At 64.0% G+C, this 17,581-nt stretch carries 16 protein-coding genes; 8 read left to right on the top strand and 8 right to left on the bottom strand.

Going from position 1 to position 17,581, the window contains the following annotated elements; translation table 11 throughout:
* From FJ941_RS04665 to FJ941_RS04640, 6 genes are all read right to left on the bottom strand, one after another.
* On the bottom strand, nt 1–928 hold a 928-nt coding region (locus FJ941_RS04665), incomplete at its 3' end, for an ATP-binding cassette domain-containing protein (RefSeq protein WP_181169711.1).
* Nucleotides 915–1,853: a PfkB family carbohydrate kinase gene (locus tag FJ941_RS04660; RefSeq protein WP_140503440.1), complete on the bottom strand. Its 939-nt coding sequence runs from the start codon at nt 1,851–1,853 to the stop codon at nt 915–917. The genes FJ941_RS04665 and FJ941_RS04660, both read right to left, overlap by 14 nt.
* Nucleotides 1,853–2,875 (bottom strand): SIS domain-containing protein, encoded by a 1,023-nt coding sequence (locus FJ941_RS04655; RefSeq protein ID WP_140503438.1) that lies wholly within the window; start codon nt 2,873–2,875, stop codon nt 1,853–1,855. Before FJ941_RS04655 ends, FJ941_RS04660 begins: the two co-directional genes overlap by 1 nt.
* Nucleotides 2,872–3,717, bottom strand: a complete 846-nt coding sequence (locus FJ941_RS04650) for a carbohydrate ABC transporter permease (RefSeq protein WP_140503437.1) — start codon at nt 3,715–3,717, stop codon at nt 2,872–2,874. Before FJ941_RS04650 ends, FJ941_RS04655 begins: the two co-directional genes overlap by 4 nt.
* Nucleotides 3,717–4,601, bottom strand: a complete 885-nt coding sequence (locus FJ941_RS04645) for a sugar ABC transporter permease (RefSeq protein ID WP_140503435.1) — start codon at nt 4,599–4,601, stop codon at nt 3,717–3,719. The genes FJ941_RS04650 and FJ941_RS04645 overlap by 1 nt, the downstream gene beginning before the upstream one ends.
* Before the next feature lie 76 nt (nt 4,602–4,677).
* Nucleotides 4,678–5,916: an extracellular solute-binding protein gene (locus FJ941_RS04640; RefSeq protein ID WP_140503433.1), complete on the bottom strand. Its 1,239-nt coding sequence runs from the start codon at nt 5,914–5,916 to the stop codon at nt 4,678–4,680.
* Between the two features lie 217 nt (nt 5,917–6,133).
* Here FJ941_RS04640 and FJ941_RS04635 point away from each other — a divergent pair, with 217 nt between their 5' ends.
* From FJ941_RS04635 to FJ941_RS04625, 3 genes are all read left to right on the top strand, one after another.
* The gene (locus FJ941_RS04635) at nt 6,134–7,348 is read left to right on the top strand and encodes an ROK family transcriptional regulator (protein WP_140503431.1); all 1,215 of its coding nucleotides are present in this window, start codon (nt 6,134–6,136) and stop codon (nt 7,346–7,348) included.
* A 104-nt stretch (nt 7,349–7,452) separates the two neighbouring features.
* Complete coding sequence (locus FJ941_RS04630) at nt 7,453–9,063, top strand: inorganic phosphate transporter (RefSeq protein WP_140503430.1); 1,611 nt, start codon at nt 7,453–7,455, stop codon at nt 9,061–9,063.
* A gap of 89 nt (nt 9,064–9,152) precedes the next feature.
* Nucleotides 9,153–10,178: a transporter gene (locus FJ941_RS04625; RefSeq protein WP_181169710.1), complete on the top strand. Its 1,026-nt coding sequence runs from the start codon at nt 9,153–9,155 to the stop codon at nt 10,176–10,178.
* A gap of 43 nt (nt 10,179–10,221) precedes the next feature.
* Here the strand turns inward: FJ941_RS04625 and FJ941_RS04620 are convergent, their stop codons facing one another.
* Nucleotides 10,222–11,382: a patatin-like phospholipase family protein gene (locus tag FJ941_RS04620; RefSeq protein ID WP_140503426.1), complete on the bottom strand. Its 1,161-nt coding sequence runs from the start codon at nt 11,380–11,382 to the stop codon at nt 10,222–10,224.
* Complete coding sequence (locus tag FJ941_RS04615; RefSeq protein WP_140503424.1) at nt 11,375–12,163, bottom strand: acetoacetate decarboxylase; 789 nt, start codon at nt 12,161–12,163, stop codon at nt 11,375–11,377. The genes FJ941_RS04620 and FJ941_RS04615 overlap by 8 nt, the downstream gene beginning before the upstream one ends.
* Nucleotides 12,164–12,384: 221 nt before the next feature.
* On the opposite strand from FJ941_RS04615, the gene FJ941_RS04610 reads away from it, so the two are divergent.
* The 5 genes from FJ941_RS04610 to FJ941_RS04590 all read left to right on the top strand — a co-directional run bounded on the left by FJ941_RS04610 (nt 12,385) and on the right by FJ941_RS04590 (nt 17,580).
* On the top strand, nt 12,385–13,173 hold the full coding sequence (locus tag FJ941_RS04610) for a 3-hydroxybutyrate dehydrogenase (RefSeq protein WP_140503422.1): 789 nt from the start codon (nt 12,385–12,387) through the stop codon (nt 13,171–13,173).
* A gap of 67 nt (nt 13,174–13,240) precedes the next feature.
* Nucleotides 13,241–13,999 (top strand): phosphodiesterase, encoded by a 759-nt coding sequence (locus FJ941_RS04605; protein ID WP_140503421.1) that lies wholly within the window; start codon nt 13,241–13,243, stop codon nt 13,997–13,999.
* Between the two features lie 223 nt (nt 14,000–14,222).
* Nucleotides 14,223–15,551, top strand: coding sequence for an NAD(P)H-dependent oxidoreductase (locus FJ941_RS04600; RefSeq protein WP_140503419.1), 1,329 nt, complete (start codon nt 14,223–14,225; stop codon nt 15,549–15,551).
* Between the two features lie 2 nt (nt 15,552–15,553).
* Entirely contained in the window at nt 15,554–16,582 is a 1,029-nt protein-coding gene (locus tag FJ941_RS04595) for a thiamine pyrophosphate-dependent dehydrogenase E1 component subunit alpha (RefSeq protein WP_140503417.1), read from the top strand.
* A complete protein-coding gene (locus tag FJ941_RS04590; protein WP_140503416.1) occupies nt 16,582–17,580 on the top strand; it encodes an alpha-ketoacid dehydrogenase subunit beta in 999 nt (332 codons plus the stop codon). The genes FJ941_RS04595 and FJ941_RS04590 overlap by 1 nt, the downstream gene beginning before the upstream one ends.
* Nucleotide 17,581: the final 1 nt, after the last annotated feature.

The raw sequence follows: 17,581 nt of genomic DNA, 5'->3' as shown, positions 1-17,581 counted from the left end.
CAGGGCCAGTCAGATCGACCACCTCGATCTCCACCGGCAATGACCGGTCCGTGGCGGCTCCGGTCGCCACACGAAGCGCTTCCGGCCTGATGCCGACGACCATTTGTGCGCGCTCACGAGCCGCATTCGCATAGCGCGCGGGCAAAGGGATCCGTACATCGGACCCGGCAATGGCCAACCTGCCGCCGGCAATGGTGGCCTGAAGCATATTCATCGACGGCGCGCCGACGAAGCCGGCGACATAGAGTGTTGCGGGGTCGTTGTAGATTTCTTCCGGGGTGCCGAGCTGCTCGATCCTGCCGTCGCGCATGACAGCGATGCGGCTGGCCAGCGTCATCGCCTCGATCTGGTCGTGGGTGACATAGACGACGGTGGTCTGCAGCATCTGGTGCAGGCGCTTCAACTCGGTGCGCATTTCCAGGCGCAGCTTGGCGTCGAGGTTGGACAACGGCTCGTCGAAGAGGAAGACCTGCGGCTTGCGTACCAGCGCCCGGCCGATGGCGACGCGCTGGCGTTGGCCGCCGGACAGCTGGCTCGGCTTGCGGTCGAGCAGAGCTTCGATCTGCAGCAGCCTTGCCGCTTCGTTCACCGCCCTGTCACGCTCGTCGGCCGCGACGCCGCGCATCTCCAGTCCGAAGCCGATGTTGCGGCGCACGGTCAGGTTCGGATAGAGCGCATAGGACTGGAAAACCATGGCTATGTCGCGGTTCTTGGGGTGTACGCCGAGTATCGAGCGGCCGCCGATCAGCACGTCGCCGCTCGTGGCTTCGGCCAGTCCCGCGATGATGTTGAGAAGCGTCGACTTTCCGCAGCCGGATGAGCCGAGCAGCACCAGGAATTCACCGCTCTGCAGCGCGATGTCGATGCCTTTCAGCGTTTCGACACTGCCATAGCTCTTGCGGATGCCGCGGATTTCAAGCGCGCTCATGCATGGGACCCTCGAACTGCATCGGCCCGCCATAGTTGCGGGGCAAGGTGGAAATGGCGCGCGAGGCGACATGCGTCGCGGCGCGGAGGCAGGCGGACAGCGGCTGTTCCTGTGCCAATGCGGCCAGGAAGGCGGCATTGAAGACGTCGCCGGCCCCGATCGTGTCGACGACACGGACATCGGGCGCGACGGCTTCGACAAGCGTATTGTCCGGGCCGATGGCGATGGCGCCACGCGGCCCGCGCTTGACCACAAAGGTCGCACCTTGCCTCATGCTGGATCGGATTTCACGCGCCGCTTCCTCTGGACCTGGCAATCCCGCCAGGGTCACCGTCTCGACTTCGTTGAACAACGCCAGCGCGCAGCGCGAGAGCCACGCCCTTGTCGCGGCGCAATTGGCCTCGGTCCAGCCATCGATCGGCCAGCCAGTGTCGAGCGCCACTGATATGCCGTGGCTGTCGGTCCAGTCGAAGAAAGCTTCATAGTCGCGCGTGAGGTCCTCGGTCAGGAAGGAGCCGGAGAGCAATGCATAGCCACCGGAAAGCGCGCCGCCGTCGAGAACGGACAAGACATCGCCGAGGCTGAAGCGGGGCAGGTGGCCGCGCGTGGTCAAGAAAGTTCGTTCGCCATCGGGATGGGTCATGCCGACCGACAAGGTCGTACCTTCGGGACGGACCGCCCATTTCTCGGCGCGAAATCCAAACGCTTCGCGAAGCCAGCGGCCGAACTGGTCGTCACCGACATTGGCGGCAATCGCGAAATCGATGCCCAGCGCTTGCCAGGCAAGCCCGGTGTTGCCGGCCTGGCCGCCGACCCGCAATTCGTCATGGTCGACGACGGTCTCGGTTCCCGCCTTCGGCCATGGCGCGATCGGGCCGACAATCAGGTCGACATTGACGTTACCGATTACCGCCAGCGGACGCATCACTCGCTCCTGGTGATCTTGGTGGTGCGCACGGGCGTGCCGGCATTGTCGACGCGGCTGTCGGCGAAGGCGATCATCAGGCGCTGCGCCACCGGCAGCATGGCGAAGACAGCGGCCATCCCCGATGCTGATCTGAACGAGAGCGTGACGGCGCCGACGACAGGCGGTTGCCCGGACGCGTCGAAGATGACCAGCGGCGCGCCGGCCTCTACCACCGAAAGGGCCATGGCGGTGACAAGGTCCGACGTCGGGTCGTCACCACGAAATAGGACGACGCCGATCTGGGGGCCGAGCATCTCCATCGGCCCGTGCCGCAACTGGCCGCCTTCCAGCGAAAAGCAGGGGAGCCGCGACAGTTCGGTCAGCCCAAGCGCCAGGGCTTCGGCCACGCCTTGCAGGCGGCGACCGGAGGTGACGATCGTGTCCACCTTGCCAAGCGCGACAAGTGCGGGGGCGATGACGCAATCCTGCGGAGCCTCGAGCACAGCAAGCGCGGCGGCCGGATCCTCACCCAGAGCAGCCAGGATGGCCAGATGCAGGGCCAGGGTCACGGTCAGGCTGCGGGTCGCGGCGAAAGCCAGCTCAGTGCCACCAGCGCCGACCAGGCAAGGCGCAGTGCGGGCGAGAAATGAACCGCCTTCGAGCGTCAGGCCGAAAATATCCGAGCTGCCGCCGGTCTGCGAAAACCATCTGACGACCTCGGCGCTCTCGCCGGATTGCGAGGTCACGATCACGGTGCGGTCTTCGAGCGGCAGCGGCTGGCCGAGTTGTTCGGACAGCGGCAGCGCCAGCGCATCGATGCCCAGCGTGCGATAGAGCGGCTCAACGGCACGCCCCACCGCATGCGAGCCCCCCATGCCAAGCAGGAGCAGGCGTCCGGTCTTCCTGATCGAGCCGGCGACCTTTAGCGCCATGGCGGTGTTTTGTTCGAATGAAGCGCGCGCATCCGCATGCTGGCGCTGCATTTCGCGATCGATGGCGACCAGTCCGGCCGGCCGAATTCCTGTTGCAGTCATGGTCATCCTTTCACACCGCCGCTGGTCAGGCCCGAGATCAGCGCCCGCTGCATGACAAGGCCGATCAGCACCGGCGGTAGCGCGGCCAGCACCCCGGCCGTGGCGATCAATCCGTAGTCGGAAACACGGCCGCCGGCCAAATCGGCGATGGCGACGGTCAAGGTCTTGGCGCGCTGGTCCGAGGTGAACAGCAGCGCATAGAAAAATTCGTCCCAGGCCAGCAGCACGGCGAACAGCGCCGATGTCGCCATCACCGGTGCCGCCAGCGGCAATGTGATGATGCGCAGTGTCTGGAACAGGCCGGCGCCGTCGATCATCGCCGCCGCCTCGATCTCACGCGGGATGGAATCGAAACCAGATTTCATCAGCCAGGTGGTGAAGGGCGCCAGGATAGTGAGATATACCAAAGCCAGGCCGAAGACATTGTTGAGCAGGCCGAGATGCGACAGGCCCATATAGAGCGGCACGGCCAGCGCCACCGGCGGCAGCATGTAGGTGGCGATGACCATCGACAGCGACCAGCCGATCGCGGGCGTGCGCGACACCGCCCAGCCGGCGGGAATGGCCAAGGCGAGTGCCGCCAGCGTCGCCATGCCGGCGATCTCGAGACTGTTGCGCAGCGAAGAGGTGAAGGCGGCGCCGACGCTGTTTTCAGCCGTCGACAGCAATAGCTGGTAGCGGGAGAAATCGGCTGCCTGCGGCCACCAGCGCAGCGGCTTGGCGGCAAGATCGGCGGCCGGCGAAATGCTCATGATGAACAGCCAGGCGATGGGCGCAAGGATGATCGCGGCGAGCAGCAGCGCGCAGGCATAGATGAAGATGGTGAAAGCGGGGCTCTTGCGTTCCATCAGGCGGCACTCCCTGCGGTCTTCCTCACCAGGGCCGCATAGGCGACGGCGAGCAGCGTGATGAGCAAGGTGACGATCAGCGCCAGCGACGCGCCCGAGCCGGCACGCTGGAAGGAGAACGCTTCCTGGTAGACGAGGATCGACAGTGTTCGCGTGGTGTTTGCCGGCCCGCCACGGGTCATCACCCAGATGATGTCGAAGACCTTGAAAGCCTCGATGGTGCGCAGCACCAGCGCCACCATCAGCGGGCCTGCGAGATAGGGCAGGATGACGAAACGGAAGCGATTGAACGGTCCCGCGCCATCGACGAGCGAGGCCGCGGTGATGTCGCGTGGTACCGCCTGCAGGGCGGCGAGCGCGATCAGCGCCACCAGCGGAAAGTTCTTCCAGCAATCGGCGACGATGAGGGCAGCCAGCGCCGTGCCCGGCTCGCCGAGCCAGGACCGATAGGCGTCGATAAGATGCAGTTGCGTCAGCGCGGCGTTGAGCGCGCCATATTCGGGATTGTAGATCAGCCGCCACAGCGTGGCGTTGACCACGGTCGGCAGCGCCCACGGCAGGATCATGAGGGCGCGCAGGATGGCACGGCCGCGAAATTCCTGGTTGAGCAGAAGGGCGGCCAGGACGCCGATCACCATTTCGGCGGCGACCGAAATGACCGCGAACAATGTCGTGGTGATCAGCGTACGCGAGAAATTCGAGCTCGACAGCATGTTGGTGTAATTGTCGACGCCGACGAAATTGCCGGCCGTGCCGACCAGCTTGGCATCGGTAAAGGAGAGCCCGACCGTATCGACCAGCGGCCAGCCGATGACGGCGATCATGACCACGAGCAGCGGCAGCATCAGCAGCCAGGCGCGGGTTGTCATCCAGGTGCTCGACATCGGAGCAGCCTCTTTCAATTCAACACGATTTCAGAAATAGCACGGGCGGCACAAGGCCGCCCGCAATGGGTGGAAATCAGAGGCCGCTGTTCTGCGCGGCGGTTTTCAGGGCATCTTCCGGCGAGGCCGTGCCGAGCAGCGATTCCTGGATTGCCTGCTGCAGGGCGGTCGACAACTCCTGGTACTTCGGGGTGGTCGGGCGCGGATACATGGCGGCCAGGCCAAGCTTGGCGGCGGCGATCAGTTCCTCCTGGCCCTTGGTGACGGCCGGGTCGTCATAGGACGAGGCCCAAATCGGCAGCGAGAGTTTGGCGTACTGGTTCTGCGTTGCCTGCGAGGTCATGAAGGTGATGTACTTCCAGGCCTCGTCCTGATGCTTGGAGACCGCGGTGACGCCGAGACCCATCGAGCCGTTGACGGCCGACACTTCGCTGGTGCCGGCAACGCCCGGCGCCGGCACGACGCCGACCTTGCCGGCTACCTTCGAGTCCTTCGGGTCGTTGGCCATGTTATACATGTAGGTCCAGTTCAGCGCGAAGGCGGCATCGCCGTTTTCGAAGACCTTGCGAACGTCCTCTTCCAGGAATTCCTTGGAATTGGGATTGGTGAGACCCGACTTGTAGCTGTCTACCATGTATTTCAGAGCCAGCAGGCCGCCGCCATTCTGGAAGTCCGGCTTGCCGTCCTTGAGGAAGTCGCCGCCATAGGCGCTGACCAGCGTGGTGTAGTCGCAGATGGCCGCCTCGGCCTGCGACCAGCTCCAGGCGATCGGTGTCTTCAGCAGACCCTTGTCCTGGATGATCTTGGCCTGTGCGCCGAGCTCTTCCCAGGTCTTCGGCGGGGCCTTGATGCCGGCCTTTTCCAGGATGCCCTTGTTGTAGAACAGGTATTTGGTGTCAAGGATCCACGGCATGCCGTAATACTTGCCGTCATACTGGACGGTGGTCCAGGCGCCGGGCAGCACGCCCTTCTTCATGTCGTCTGTGATCTTCGACGACACATCGACCAGCACCTTGTTGGTGGCGTATTCGGCCGGCCAGATGACGTCGAACAGCACAACGTCATAGCCGCCGCCCGACCCTTGGGCGAGCACGGTCTTGTCATGCAGGCCTTCATAGGGAACGAATTCGAGATTGATCTTGACGTCGGGATTGGCCTTGGTGAAGGCATCCGTCATGGCGCGCACGTCGGCCTCGCTGTAGGCGGCCTGCGCCATGAAGAGCGCATTGAGCGTCGTCTCGGCGAAGGCATGGGGGACGAGCAGTCCTCCGGCAAAAACCGCGCCGACCAGTGTCTTGGTGATCGTCCTAAGCATTTTCTTCTCCCATTGCAGCGTTGACGGGCCGGCGCTGCCAGGCATTCGGCATCGTCTTCCCGGATCCGTGTCGCGTGACCTGATGGTTATCCGGCTGACCAGTGGCGACAGGCGGAGGCCTTGGCCATCTTGTTTTGGGCGCTCGGTTTACATTAAGTCAATTCGCTTGACTTAATTAGTCGATCAATATCCTAATGGAGTCAAGAGGGAAACGCCGATGGACGACATCAGCCACATCCGCGCCAAGAGCGGCACCAACCAGGAGGGCACAAGCGCGCACAATCGCCGCGTCATGATCGAGGCACTGCGCCTCAATGGCGCGCTGTCGCGGGCCGACCTCGCGCGAGCGACGCAGCTCACCAAGCAGGCGGTCTCCAACATCATCGAGGACTTGGAAAGCGATGGCCTGGTCGTCGCGCTCAAGGCGGTGCGCAAGGGCCGGGGCCAGCCGTCGACCCCCTACAGGCTGGTTCCTGAAGGCGCTTTCGCCATCGGCCTGCAGATCGACCGTCATCTGACGCGGGCGGTCGCGGTCGACCTGATGGGCAGCGTGCTGACGCGCGCCGAGGCGAACCTGCCTTTCGATGAGCCGTCAAGGGGCGTCGAGGTGATCCTGGACCTGATCGATGGCGTCCGGCGCGAGCTGTCCGGCATCTCCTCGCAGTCGGAAAAACGCCTCGTCGGTCTTGGCGTCGCCATGCCAGGCCCGTTCGGCCTAAAGAATTCGGATGACAAATGGATGATGCCGGCCTGGCAGAAGTTTCCGCTGCTGGACATGTTGGCCAAGGGCACGGGACTGAATGTCGGCCTGCAGAACGATGCGGCCGCCTGCGCGACGGCCGAACGCATCGTCGGTGCCGCGCATGGCGTCGACCACGCAGTGTGTCTCTATGTCGGCTATGGCATCGGCGCCGGACTGATCCTGAACGGCGAGCTGTACAGCGGTGGGCATGGCAATGCAGGCGAAATCGGCATGGCCTTGCTGTCGCCGGCTGGTCCGGGCTCGACGCCGCTGGAACATCGCGCGTCGCTCGCCTCGCTCTACCAGCATCTTGGTCTCGATCCCGCCGACGAGGACCTCTACGAAAAGATCGGCGCGCTGGCCGCGGCGGGTGACGTGAAGATCATGGCCTGGATCGACGGGGCGGCCCATGACCTGCGCTGGAGCGTGCATCTCATCGAAACCATCTTCGACCCACAGACAGTCATCCTGACCAGCGGCGCGCCGGAAGCGCTGGCGCGCCGGCTTGTCGAGGCGATGCATCCGCTGCTGCCGTCGATCGCCGACCGGCCAGGCCGGACCTTGCCGCGCCTGCAGCTCGGCACAACCGATCCCTGGTCGATCGCGCTGGGAGCCGCCGCAGCGCCGATCAGTCGCGCCTTCGATCCGCTGTTCTCGGCGATCCTGAAGACACGCTCCGGTCCCGCCTGAAGGAGACCGCGCGAAAGGCCAGGCCTCTCCGGCGTCACACAGGGTTCATCGTCCGGCCATAGCGTCTTTTCCAGTTCTTTGCTGCAATGCAATAGGAGTGGGACATGGTGGACATAGTTTCCAGTGAGGCGGGCATTCCAAGGCCGGATCATCCGCTGGATAGTTCGGGCGGCGCGAAGTGGTTCCTGCCGGTCTTCGGTGTGCTGGTGCTGGTTGGCGTGGTCTATGTCGGCTACGCGCTGAGCCAGGATCTGGCGGTGGCCAGGACGGTGCCGTGGATCCTGCTCGGCATCGCCTTGCTGATCGCGCTCGGCTTCGAATTCGTCAACGGTTTCCATGACACCGCCAATGCGGTGGCGACCGTCATCTACACGCGCTCGCTGCCGGCGGAATTCGCCGTCATGTGGTCGGGCGCCTTCAATTTCCTCGGCGTTCTCACCTCCAGCGGCGCGGTCGCCTTCGGCATCCTGTCGCTGCTGCCGGTCGAGCTGATCCTGCAGGTAGGCTCCTCCTCCGGCTTTGCCATGGTGTTCGCACTGCTGGTAGCCGCGATCCTGTGGAACCTCGGCACCTGGTTCCTCGGCCTGCCGGCGTCGAGCTCGCACACCATGGTCGGCTCGATCATCGGCGTCGGCCTTGCCAACCAATTCATGGCACCTGCCGGCAGCGCCACCAGCGGCGTCGACTGGTCGCAGGCCACCAATGTCGGCGTGACGTTGCTGGTGTCGCCGATCATCGGCTTCTTCGCCGCCGCCATCCTGCTCTACGCGATGAAGCTTCTCGTCCGCAATCCGGCGCTCTACGAGGCGCCGAAAGGCAATGCCCCGCCACCCTGGTGGATCCGCGCGCTGCTGATCTTCACCTGCACCGGCGTCAGCTTCGCGCATGGCTCCAATGACGGACAAAAGGGCATGGGCCTGATCATGCTGATCCTGATCGGCGTGGTGCCGACGGCCTATGCGCTCAACCGCACGCCCGACATCAACTATCTCGAAGCCTACAAGTCGGCTTCGGTCAGCGTGGAGACCGCGCTAGGCAAATATGTGAAGCCCGGTGTCACCGTCGCCGATGCGAAGGATGCCAAGGCTGCCGTGCAGGATGCCGTGCGCACCCGGAGCTGGAGCGACAAGACGACGGTCGCTCTGCAGAGCTACATCCACAACACGACGGCCGAGTTGCAGCCTTACGCTTCGGTCGACAACGTGCCGACAGATCTGGTCAGCAACGCCCGCAACGACATCTATCTGATCGGCGAGGCGCTTAAGCTGATCGACAAGAAGAAGTTGCTGCCGATGGAGGCCGCCGATCTCAAGGCGGTCACCGACTATCACAAGGCCGTCGACAACGCGACGAAGTTCATCCCGATATGGGTGAAGGTCGCGGTGGCCCTGGCGCTTGGCCTGGGCACCATGGTCGGCTGGAAACGCATCGTCGTCACGGTCGGCGAGAAGATCGGCAAAAGCCACCTGACCTATGGCCAGGGCGCTGCCGCCGAACTCGTGGCGATGGTCACTATCGGCATGGCCGACCGCCTGGGTCTGCCGGTGTCGACGACCCATGTGCTGTCGTCCGGCGTCGCCGGAACCATGGCTGCCAACGGCTCGGGTCTGCAATGGTCGACGGTTCGCAACCTGCTGCTCGCCTGGGTGCTGACCCTGCCCTGCTCGATCACGCTGGCCTTCGTGCTGTTCATCATCTTCCGCCAGGTGTTCTGAGCGGGCGAAGCGACGACACTAACGACGGCGCCACATTGGCGCCGTCTCGTTTTCCGGCGACAGGTTCGCGACGAGTTCGGGCGGCAGTCATGAACGACGCATCGCATCTGGCCCTGCTTGCCGTCGACGACCAGGATCCGGCGCCTGGCCTGGTCTGGGCCTGTCACGGCTTGCCAGGCAAACCGCCGGTGGCGCTTGCTCCGCGCGACATCGCCACAGCACTGGCGATGCCGGAAGGCTGGGTGTGGCTGCATGTCGATCTCGTCGACCAGCGCGCCCATTCCTGGGTCAGCCGTACCTGCGACTTGCCGGTTTCGGCCAACGCGATCCTCGAAGGCCATGAGGACAGCCCCGCGCTGGCGCATGAGGATGGTGTGGTTCATGGCATTTCCGCCGACCTGCACAGCGAAATCGCGCGTCAGTCGACCACCATCGGCAGATTGCGCTTCGCGGTCTCGGAGCGGCTGCTGGTGACCGGCCGCCGCCATTCGCTGGCAGCGGTCGAGGAGGTGCATGAGGCGCTGGCCGCGGGGCTGCGGCCCGCCACCGCCTTCGAACTGTTCGAGGCGATCGTGCTGGCCTTCTGCGGCGGAACGAGCCTGCGGCTCGCAGCCGCCACCAAGCGGCTCGACGAGGTGGAAGATCATCTGGTGACCGAACGGCTTGCCGACGAAAGGCGGCGGCTGAAAGATGTTCGCCGGCTGGCGGTCTCCCTGCACCGGCCGATCTCGGCGCTGGCGGCACTTTTCCAGGACGAGGACCGGTCGGACTGGAAACTGTCGGAAGGCGCACACGAGACGTTGCGCCGGCTCACCACTCGTCTTGAACGGCTCGACCGGGAGGTCGTCATGGTCAACGACCGGGCGCGGCTGTTGCAGGAGGAGGTCGCCGCCGAGCTCGCGGACGAATCCAACCGCAGCCTGAAGGCACTTGCAGTGATGAGCGCGCTGCTTTTGCCCGGCTCGCTTATCGTCGGCATGTTCGGCATGAACACCGCCGGCCTGCCGCTCACACAAACGCCGGGCGGATTCGAACTGGCGCTGCTGATCGCGGCGGGCGCGACCGGCCTGTTCTACTGGCTCCTGCTGAGAGCCGGCGCCAATCTGAGATTTTGAGCCCGGCCCGGCATTCCGGACCAAGGCGTTTCAGGGCTGACCTTCAGGTCGGATCTTCGCGATGCAGGTCGTGGATGGTGACGCCGTCGGCATTGGTCGGCAGCATCAGCCATTTCTTGTGACGCAGCGTGCGCTCGGTGTCCTCGAGGCCCATCTCCCAATGCTCGCGCATCGAGGTGCCCGAAAACTCGTAGTCCTTGGCGTGGCCCTCATAGCCTTTGTGCTGGTAGATCAGGTGGACGATGTTGACCACGCCGGCGTTGGAATAGTCGGCGATCAACTCCTGCTCGCCGTCCCTAAGCTGCTCCGGCGGCACGCGCTTCAGCGCATCGAGCAGCTTCATCTTCAGCGCATGGATGCGCTCGAAATTGTCGGTGTTCTGCCGCGTACGGCTCGAATACATGATGTCCTTGTGGCGCGACAGCACGTCGGCCATGCCGCGCGGCAGCACGCCGCGGGCGCTGAACAGATCGACCTGGAAGACCAGCGAGGAACGGTCCTCTTCCTGGTCGAGCAGATATTGCAGCGGCGTGTTGGAGACGATGCCGCCATCCCAGTAATACTCGCCCTCGATGCGGATCGAGGGGAAGGCCGGCGGCAGCGCGCCGCTCGCCATGATGTGCTCCGGCTCGATACGCACGTTCTCGGTGTCGAAATAGACGAAGTTACCGGTCCTGACATTGACCGCGCCGACGCTCAGCCGCTTCTTGCCGTCGTTCAGCACGTCGAAATCGATCAGGCTCTCCAGCGTGTCCTTCAACTCGGCGGTGTCGTAGAAGCTGGTGGCGCCTTCCGCTCCCGACAGCTGGAACCAGGGATTGGGATTGCGCGGCTTGAAGAAGCCGGGCTGGCCCATCGTCATCGTCATCAACGACGAGGTCTGGTTGCGGATGTCGCGGTAGATGTCACCTTCGGGCGTGTAGGACCAGATCTTGCGGCCGGAAATCGTCTGCCAGAACTGTTCCAGCCGTTGCAGCCGGCGGCTCGGTTCATTGCCGGCGATGATCGCGGCGTTGATGGCGCCGATTGAGACGCCTGATAGCCAGCTCGGCTCGCAGCCTGCGTCGGCCAGCGCCTGGTAGACCCCTGCCTGATAGGCGCCGAGCGCGCCGCCGCCCTGAAAGACCAGCGCGATACGGTCATACTGCGCCGTGATTTCCTCGATGGTGGCGGCGGCTGCCTTGTTGCGGTTGCGCTCAAGCACCGACTTTCTCCAGCTCGGTTGCGCTGGCAGCGGATCGGCTGTGGTCAGGGAGGTAATCATGCACGACTTCGCCCAGGCCGAGCGTCAGATCGGCCTTGAAGTGAACCGCCGACACGATGTCAAGCACAGGCAGCTTCGCCACGTCGGCCATGACATGAGGCCGCAGATCGAGCGCGGCCGGCGCCGTCCAGGCTTCCTTGAGCGTGATATCAGTGAGGTAGTAGCGGACCAGCTCGCAAATGCGCGGCGTGCCGTCGACATGCGGGATAATCTTGATCAGGAAATTGGGGGCGGCGAGCGAAGCGAGCACCTGGTCATGATCAGCCTCACTGTGCTTGTAACCCATCGTGCCGGTGGCGCAGAGCACGCTACCATAGTGCAGCGTGCCGACGATCACCTCGCCTTCATGAACGATCTTGGGATTGGCAAGCTTTTTCGGGAAACCCCACAGTTCACGCCCGCCGGCGATCGGCGCGTCGTCGTCGAGATACATCGAATGGACATAGCCGCCATGTTGGCCCTTGTAGCGTACCGGGATGACCTGGCCGGTCTCGGTGTAGTCGCCGAAGCCGGTCGAATCCGGCATGCGGATGAACTCGTACTTGACCAGCGGCTCGTCGATCTCCAACGGCGCCGGCACGACGGCTTCGAGCGCCTCGCGTGTCGTGCGGTAGGTGATGATGATGTATTCGCGGTCGAAGAAACGATAAGGACCCGGCGGGAAGGAGGGATTGGTGAGCGGCATCGCATAGGCGCGCTTCACGACATCGGCGATTTCCATCCAGGTGCCCCCAACGGTTCGAAAATGACCCCGCGCGAATGCGCTGGCAAATATGTTGCACGGCACCATGACAATGCCGTGTCACCTCGAAGACGCCTTCTCACGGAGCTGGCAAAGGCCGTCGCGGGGCTGTAATCGAGCCGACATATGGCCGTGGCATTGTCGTGTTGCGTCGCACAAACTATTCTCATCAGTTCCTCCCACCTCTTGCGAGATCTCCCATGGGTTCCCTGTCTTCGAGGAATGCGCTTGTCACCGGCTCGACCAGCGGCATCGGCTTGGCAATCGCCCGCGCCTTTGCCGCCGAGGGCGCCAACGTCACCATCAATGGCCTGGGCGATGCCGCCGCCATCGAGCAGGAGCGCGCCGGCATCGAGAAGGATTTCGGCGTCAAGTGCCGCTACTCCGATGCCAATATGATGGATGGCGCCGCCGTCACCGCCATGGTCCATGACGCCGAAGAGGCATTCGGCAGCCTGGACATCCTGGTCAACAATGCCGGCATCCAGCATGTGGCGCCGATCGAGGCGTTTCCCGACGACAAGTGGGAAGCCATCATCCGCATCAACCTTTTGGCCGCCTTCTACGCCATCAAGGCGGTGGTGCCAGGCATGAAGAGCCGCAAATGGGGCCGCATCATCAACACGGCCTCGGCGCATGCGCTCGTCGCCTCGCCATTCAAGTCGGCCTATGTCTCGGCCAAGCATGGCATATCGGGCCTGACCAAGACGGTGGCGCTGGAAGTCGCGCAGGACGGCATCACCGTCAACGCGATCGCGCCCGGCTATGTCTGGACGCCGCTGGTCGAGAAGCAGATCCCCGACACGATGAAGGCGCGCGGCATGACCGAGGAACAGGTCAAGCACGACGTGCTCTTGGCCGCGCAGCCGACCAAGGAATTCGTCACCGTGGAAGAGCTTGCGGCGCTGACGCTGTTCCTGTGCTCGGATGCAGCCAAGCAGATCACCGGCACGACCTTGCCGATGGACGGCGGCTGGACGGCACAGTAGAGCTGGTCGAGAGATAACGCCTTCAGGCCGACGCCAGGGGCGCCGGCAGGAAGCAGTGCGCGGGGCCATGAAAATCATCCAGCTCTCCGATCCGCATCTGATGGCGCCGGGTGGTCGTCTCCATGGCTCCGATCCGCTCGACCGGCTGGAGGCCTGCCTGGCGGACATCGGCAGGAACCATGCCGATGCCGATCTGGTGGTGATATCAGGCGACCTGACCAATGATGGCGAGCGCGCCGCCTATGCGGCATTGGGGGAGGCGCTGTCGGGGTTCGTGCCGCCTTGCCGGCTGATGCTCGGCAACCACGACGACCGTGCGCTTTTTGTCGAGATGTTCCCGCAAACGCCAGCCGAGCGCGGGTTCGTCCAGAGCGTTTTCGATGGCAGCGATGGCCGCCTGATCCTGCTCGATACGCTGGACAGCGGACATGTCGAGGGCAGGCTGTGCCCGGCACGGCTGGACTGGCTGGACGAGAAGTTGCAGGAAGCCCGCGACCGGCCGGTCTTCCTCTTCATGCACCATCCGCCGTTCCGGATCCACATGCCGGTGCTTGACGAGGTCAAGCTCGCCAATGCCGATACCTTCCATGACGTTCTCCTGCGCCACGGCAATGTCGGCCACATCTTTGCCGGCCACGTCCACAGGCTGATCGCCGGCAGCTGGCGCGGCATACCGGTCAGCACGCTGCGCAGCACCAACCATCAGAGCGCCCTCGATTTTTCGGACAGCTGGCGGCTGGGCCACGAGCCACCCGCTTATGCTGTGATCTTCATCGATGCCGATGGAGTGGTCGTCCATTTTCACGATTTTCCTGTTGCCGGATAACACCGCCAACAGGAGCAGGACGCCGACCGCTCAACTGTGAGCCCGAGTGGGCCAATGAATTCCGCGATTTGCCGGCTTTCCCGACCTCTTTCCCACCCTGCGGTGGACCCCGGGAAAGTGCCGCAAAAGCACACGGATTTGGACATTAGTCTTGACAGAAATACAGATGTTCAATACCCGTCAGGCGATTGAACAGGCCTGCATTATGGGAGGAATGAGTGGTATGGCTTCCAATGTTTCGTTGACGGGCCTTGCCCGCGACCTCGAGGAACGCGGCAAATCGGGCAAGCCGATCCGCATCGGTCTGATCGGGTCGGGCGAGATGGGAACCGACATCGTCACCCGTGTCGCCCATATGTCGGGCATCGAGATCGGTGCCATCTCCGAACTGAACCTGCCCGCCGCCAGCAAGGCGGTGGACATCGCCTTCCAGGAAACCGGCCATGCGCGCGAAGTTTCGAACGCTTCGGCGATGACGGCTGCCATGGAGGCCGGCAAGGTGGCGGTGACCAACGACGCCAGCCTGGTCATCAACAACGATCTCATCGACGTCGTCATCGATGCGACCGGTGTTCCCGCCGTCGGCGCAGAGATCGGTTTGCGCGCCATGGAGCATGGCAAGCATCTGGTGATGATGAATGTCGAGGCCGACGTCACCATCGGCGCTTATCTCAAGAGCGAGGCCGACCGGCTCGGCGTCACCTATTCGCTGGGCGCCGGCGACGAGCCGTCCTCCTGCATGGAGCTGATCGAATTCGTTTCGGCCATGGGCCACCCGATCGTCGCCGCCGGCAAGGGCAAGAACAACCCGCTCAACATCGACGCCACGCCGCCCGCCTATGAGGAAGAGGCCAGGCGCCGGCACATGAATGTGCGCATGCTGGTCGAGTTCGTCGACGGTTCCAAGACCATGGTCGAGATGGCGGCGATCGCCAACGCCACTGGCCTGGTGCCCGACAGGGCCGGCATGCATGGCCCGGCCGCGACGCTCGGCGAATTGAACAAGGTGCTGGTGCCGCAGAAGGACGGCGGCGTGTTGTCCAGGGTCGGCGTCGTCGACTATTCGATCGGCAAGGGTGTCGCGCCCGGCGTCTTCGTCGTCGCCGACATGTCGCATCCGCGCATCTCGGAACGCATGGAAGATTTGAAGATGGGCAAGGGTCCGTACTTCACCTTCCACCGCCCCTATCACCTGACGTCGCTCGAAGTGCCGCTGACCTGCGCCCGCGTCGTGCTCTACGGCAAGGCCGACATGGTGCCGCTGGCAAAGCCGGTGGCCGAAGTCTGCGCGGTGGCCAAGAAAGACATGCAGCCGGGCGAAAAGCTCGATGCGATCGGCGAATATTGCTATCGCGCCTGGATCATGACGGCGCCGGAAGCGCATGCCGCCAGGGCCATTCCCTGCGGCCTGCTGCAGGGCGGTTCGGTGACGGCGCCGATCAAGAAGGGCGAGTTGATCGCCTACGCCAATGCCGCCCCTGCAGCGGGCTCCAAGATCGCCGAATTGCGCGCCCGCCAGGACAAGCTCGTCTACGGAACCGTGGAGGCCTGATCATGGCCGGAGCCAGCAAAGCCGTCGCGGACAGCCGCGCCAACCTGCCCTTCGTCTATCGCCAATACAGCGCCGAACAACTGAAGCAGGTGCTCTACAAGATGTACCTCATCCGCCGCTTCGAAGAGGGCGCGGAGGAAAGCTACACGCGGGGCTTCATCCACGGCACCATGCATCTGTCGATCGGCCAGGAGGCCAGCGCCATGGGCATATGCATGCCGCTTGGCGAGGATGACCAGATCACCTCTACTCATCGCGGGCATGGCCACTGCATCGCCAAGGGCGCCGAGGTCAAGCGCATGTTCGCCGAGTTCTTTGGCAAGACCACCGGCTACTGCAAGGGCCGTGGCGGTTCGATGCACATCGCCGATGTCGCCAAGGGCAATCTCGGCGCCAACGGCATTGTCGGCGGCGGCATTCCGATCGCCGTCGGTGCCGCGCTCTCCTCCAAGATGATGAAGACCGGCAAGGTCGTGGTCTCCTTCTTCGGCGACGGCGCCAACAATGAAGGCGCCTTCCACGAGGCGCTCAACATGGCGGCGGTCTGGAAGTTGCCGGTGATTTTCGTCTGCGAGAACAATGGCTACGGCATGTCGACGTCGACGGCCCGCTCCACCGCTGTCAAGAACATCGCCGACCGCGCCGCCGCGTATTCGATGCCGGGCGTCATCGTCAACGGCAACATCTTCTCCGAGGTTGCCGAGGCTTCGTACAGGGCGGTCGAGCGGGCACGTGCGGGCAAGGGGCCGACGCTGATCGAATCCAAGACCTATCGCCATCGCGGCCATTCCAAAAGCGACCGCAATCGCTACCGGACCAAGGAAGAGATCGAGGACTGGATGTCCAACCGCGATCCGATCACGCTCTTCGAGAACGAACTGCGGGAATTCGGTTTCATCGACGACAAGGGCATCGCGGCCCTCCGCGAGGCGGTGGCGCGGGAGATCGCCGACGGCATCGAGTTCGCCAAGGCGAGCCCTTCGCCCGACGTCAGCGAGACCGGAAATTACGTGTATACGGAGCAGGCGTGATGGACGCGATGGTGCGTGAACTGAGCTACGCCCAGGCGATCCAGGAGGCGATGGCGATTGCCATGGACATGGACGACCGCGTCTTCCTGATGGGCGAGGATATCGGCGTCTATGGCGGCGCCTTCCAGGTGACCGGCGACCTGGTCGAACGCTATGGCGCTGAGCGGGTGCTGGACACACCGATCTCTGAACTGGGCGGTGCGGGCGTTGCTGTCGGCGCCGCGCTAACCGGCATGCGGCCGATCTTCGAATTCCAGTTTTCCGATTTCGCCACGCTCGCCATGGAGCAGATCGTCAACCAGGCCGCGAAGATGCGCTTCATGCTGGGCGGCGAGGTTTCAGTGCCGGTGGTGATGCGGTTTCCCGCCGGCTCCGGCACGGGTGCGGCGGCGCAGCACAGCCAGAGCCTGGAAGCCTGGCTCGGCCATGTGCCAGGTCTGAAGGTCATCCAGCCGGCGACACCCTATGATGCCAAGGGCATGCTTCTGGCTGCCGTCGCCGATCCCGATCCGGTGATGATCTTCGAGCACAAGCTGCTCTACAAGATGAAGGGGCCGGTGCCGGAAGGCTACTACACCGTGCCGATCGGCAGGGCCGACATCCGCCGCGAGGGCCGCGACCTCACGATCGTCGCCACCTCGATCATGGTGCAGAAGGCGCTCGACGCCGCCGCCACGCTGGAGGCCGAAGGCATCGACGTCGAAGTCGTCGATCTCCGGACCATCCGGCCGATGGACAAGCAGACGGTCATCGATAGCGTCAAGAAGACGTCGCGGCTGATGTGCGTCTATGAAGCAGTCAAAACGCTGGGCATCGGCGCCGAGGTCAGCGCCATGATCGCCGAGAGCGAGGCGTTCGACTACCTCGACGCTCCGATCGTGCGGCTGGGTGGCGCGGAAACGCCAATCCCGTACAATCCGGAGCTGGAAAAGGCCACGGTGCCGCAAGTTCCCGACATCATCACCGCCGCGCGCGACCTCGTGAAAGGGGTTCGCTGAG

The sequence above is a fragment of the Mesorhizobium sp. B2-3-13 genome (assembly GCF_006442195.1).
Classification (GTDB): domain Bacteria; phylum Pseudomonadota; class Alphaproteobacteria; order Rhizobiales; family Rhizobiaceae; genus Mesorhizobium; species Mesorhizobium salmacidum.
The sequence above is the reverse complement of the archived record's forward strand: the minus strand, read 5'-3'. Positions and strand labels throughout refer to the sequence as shown.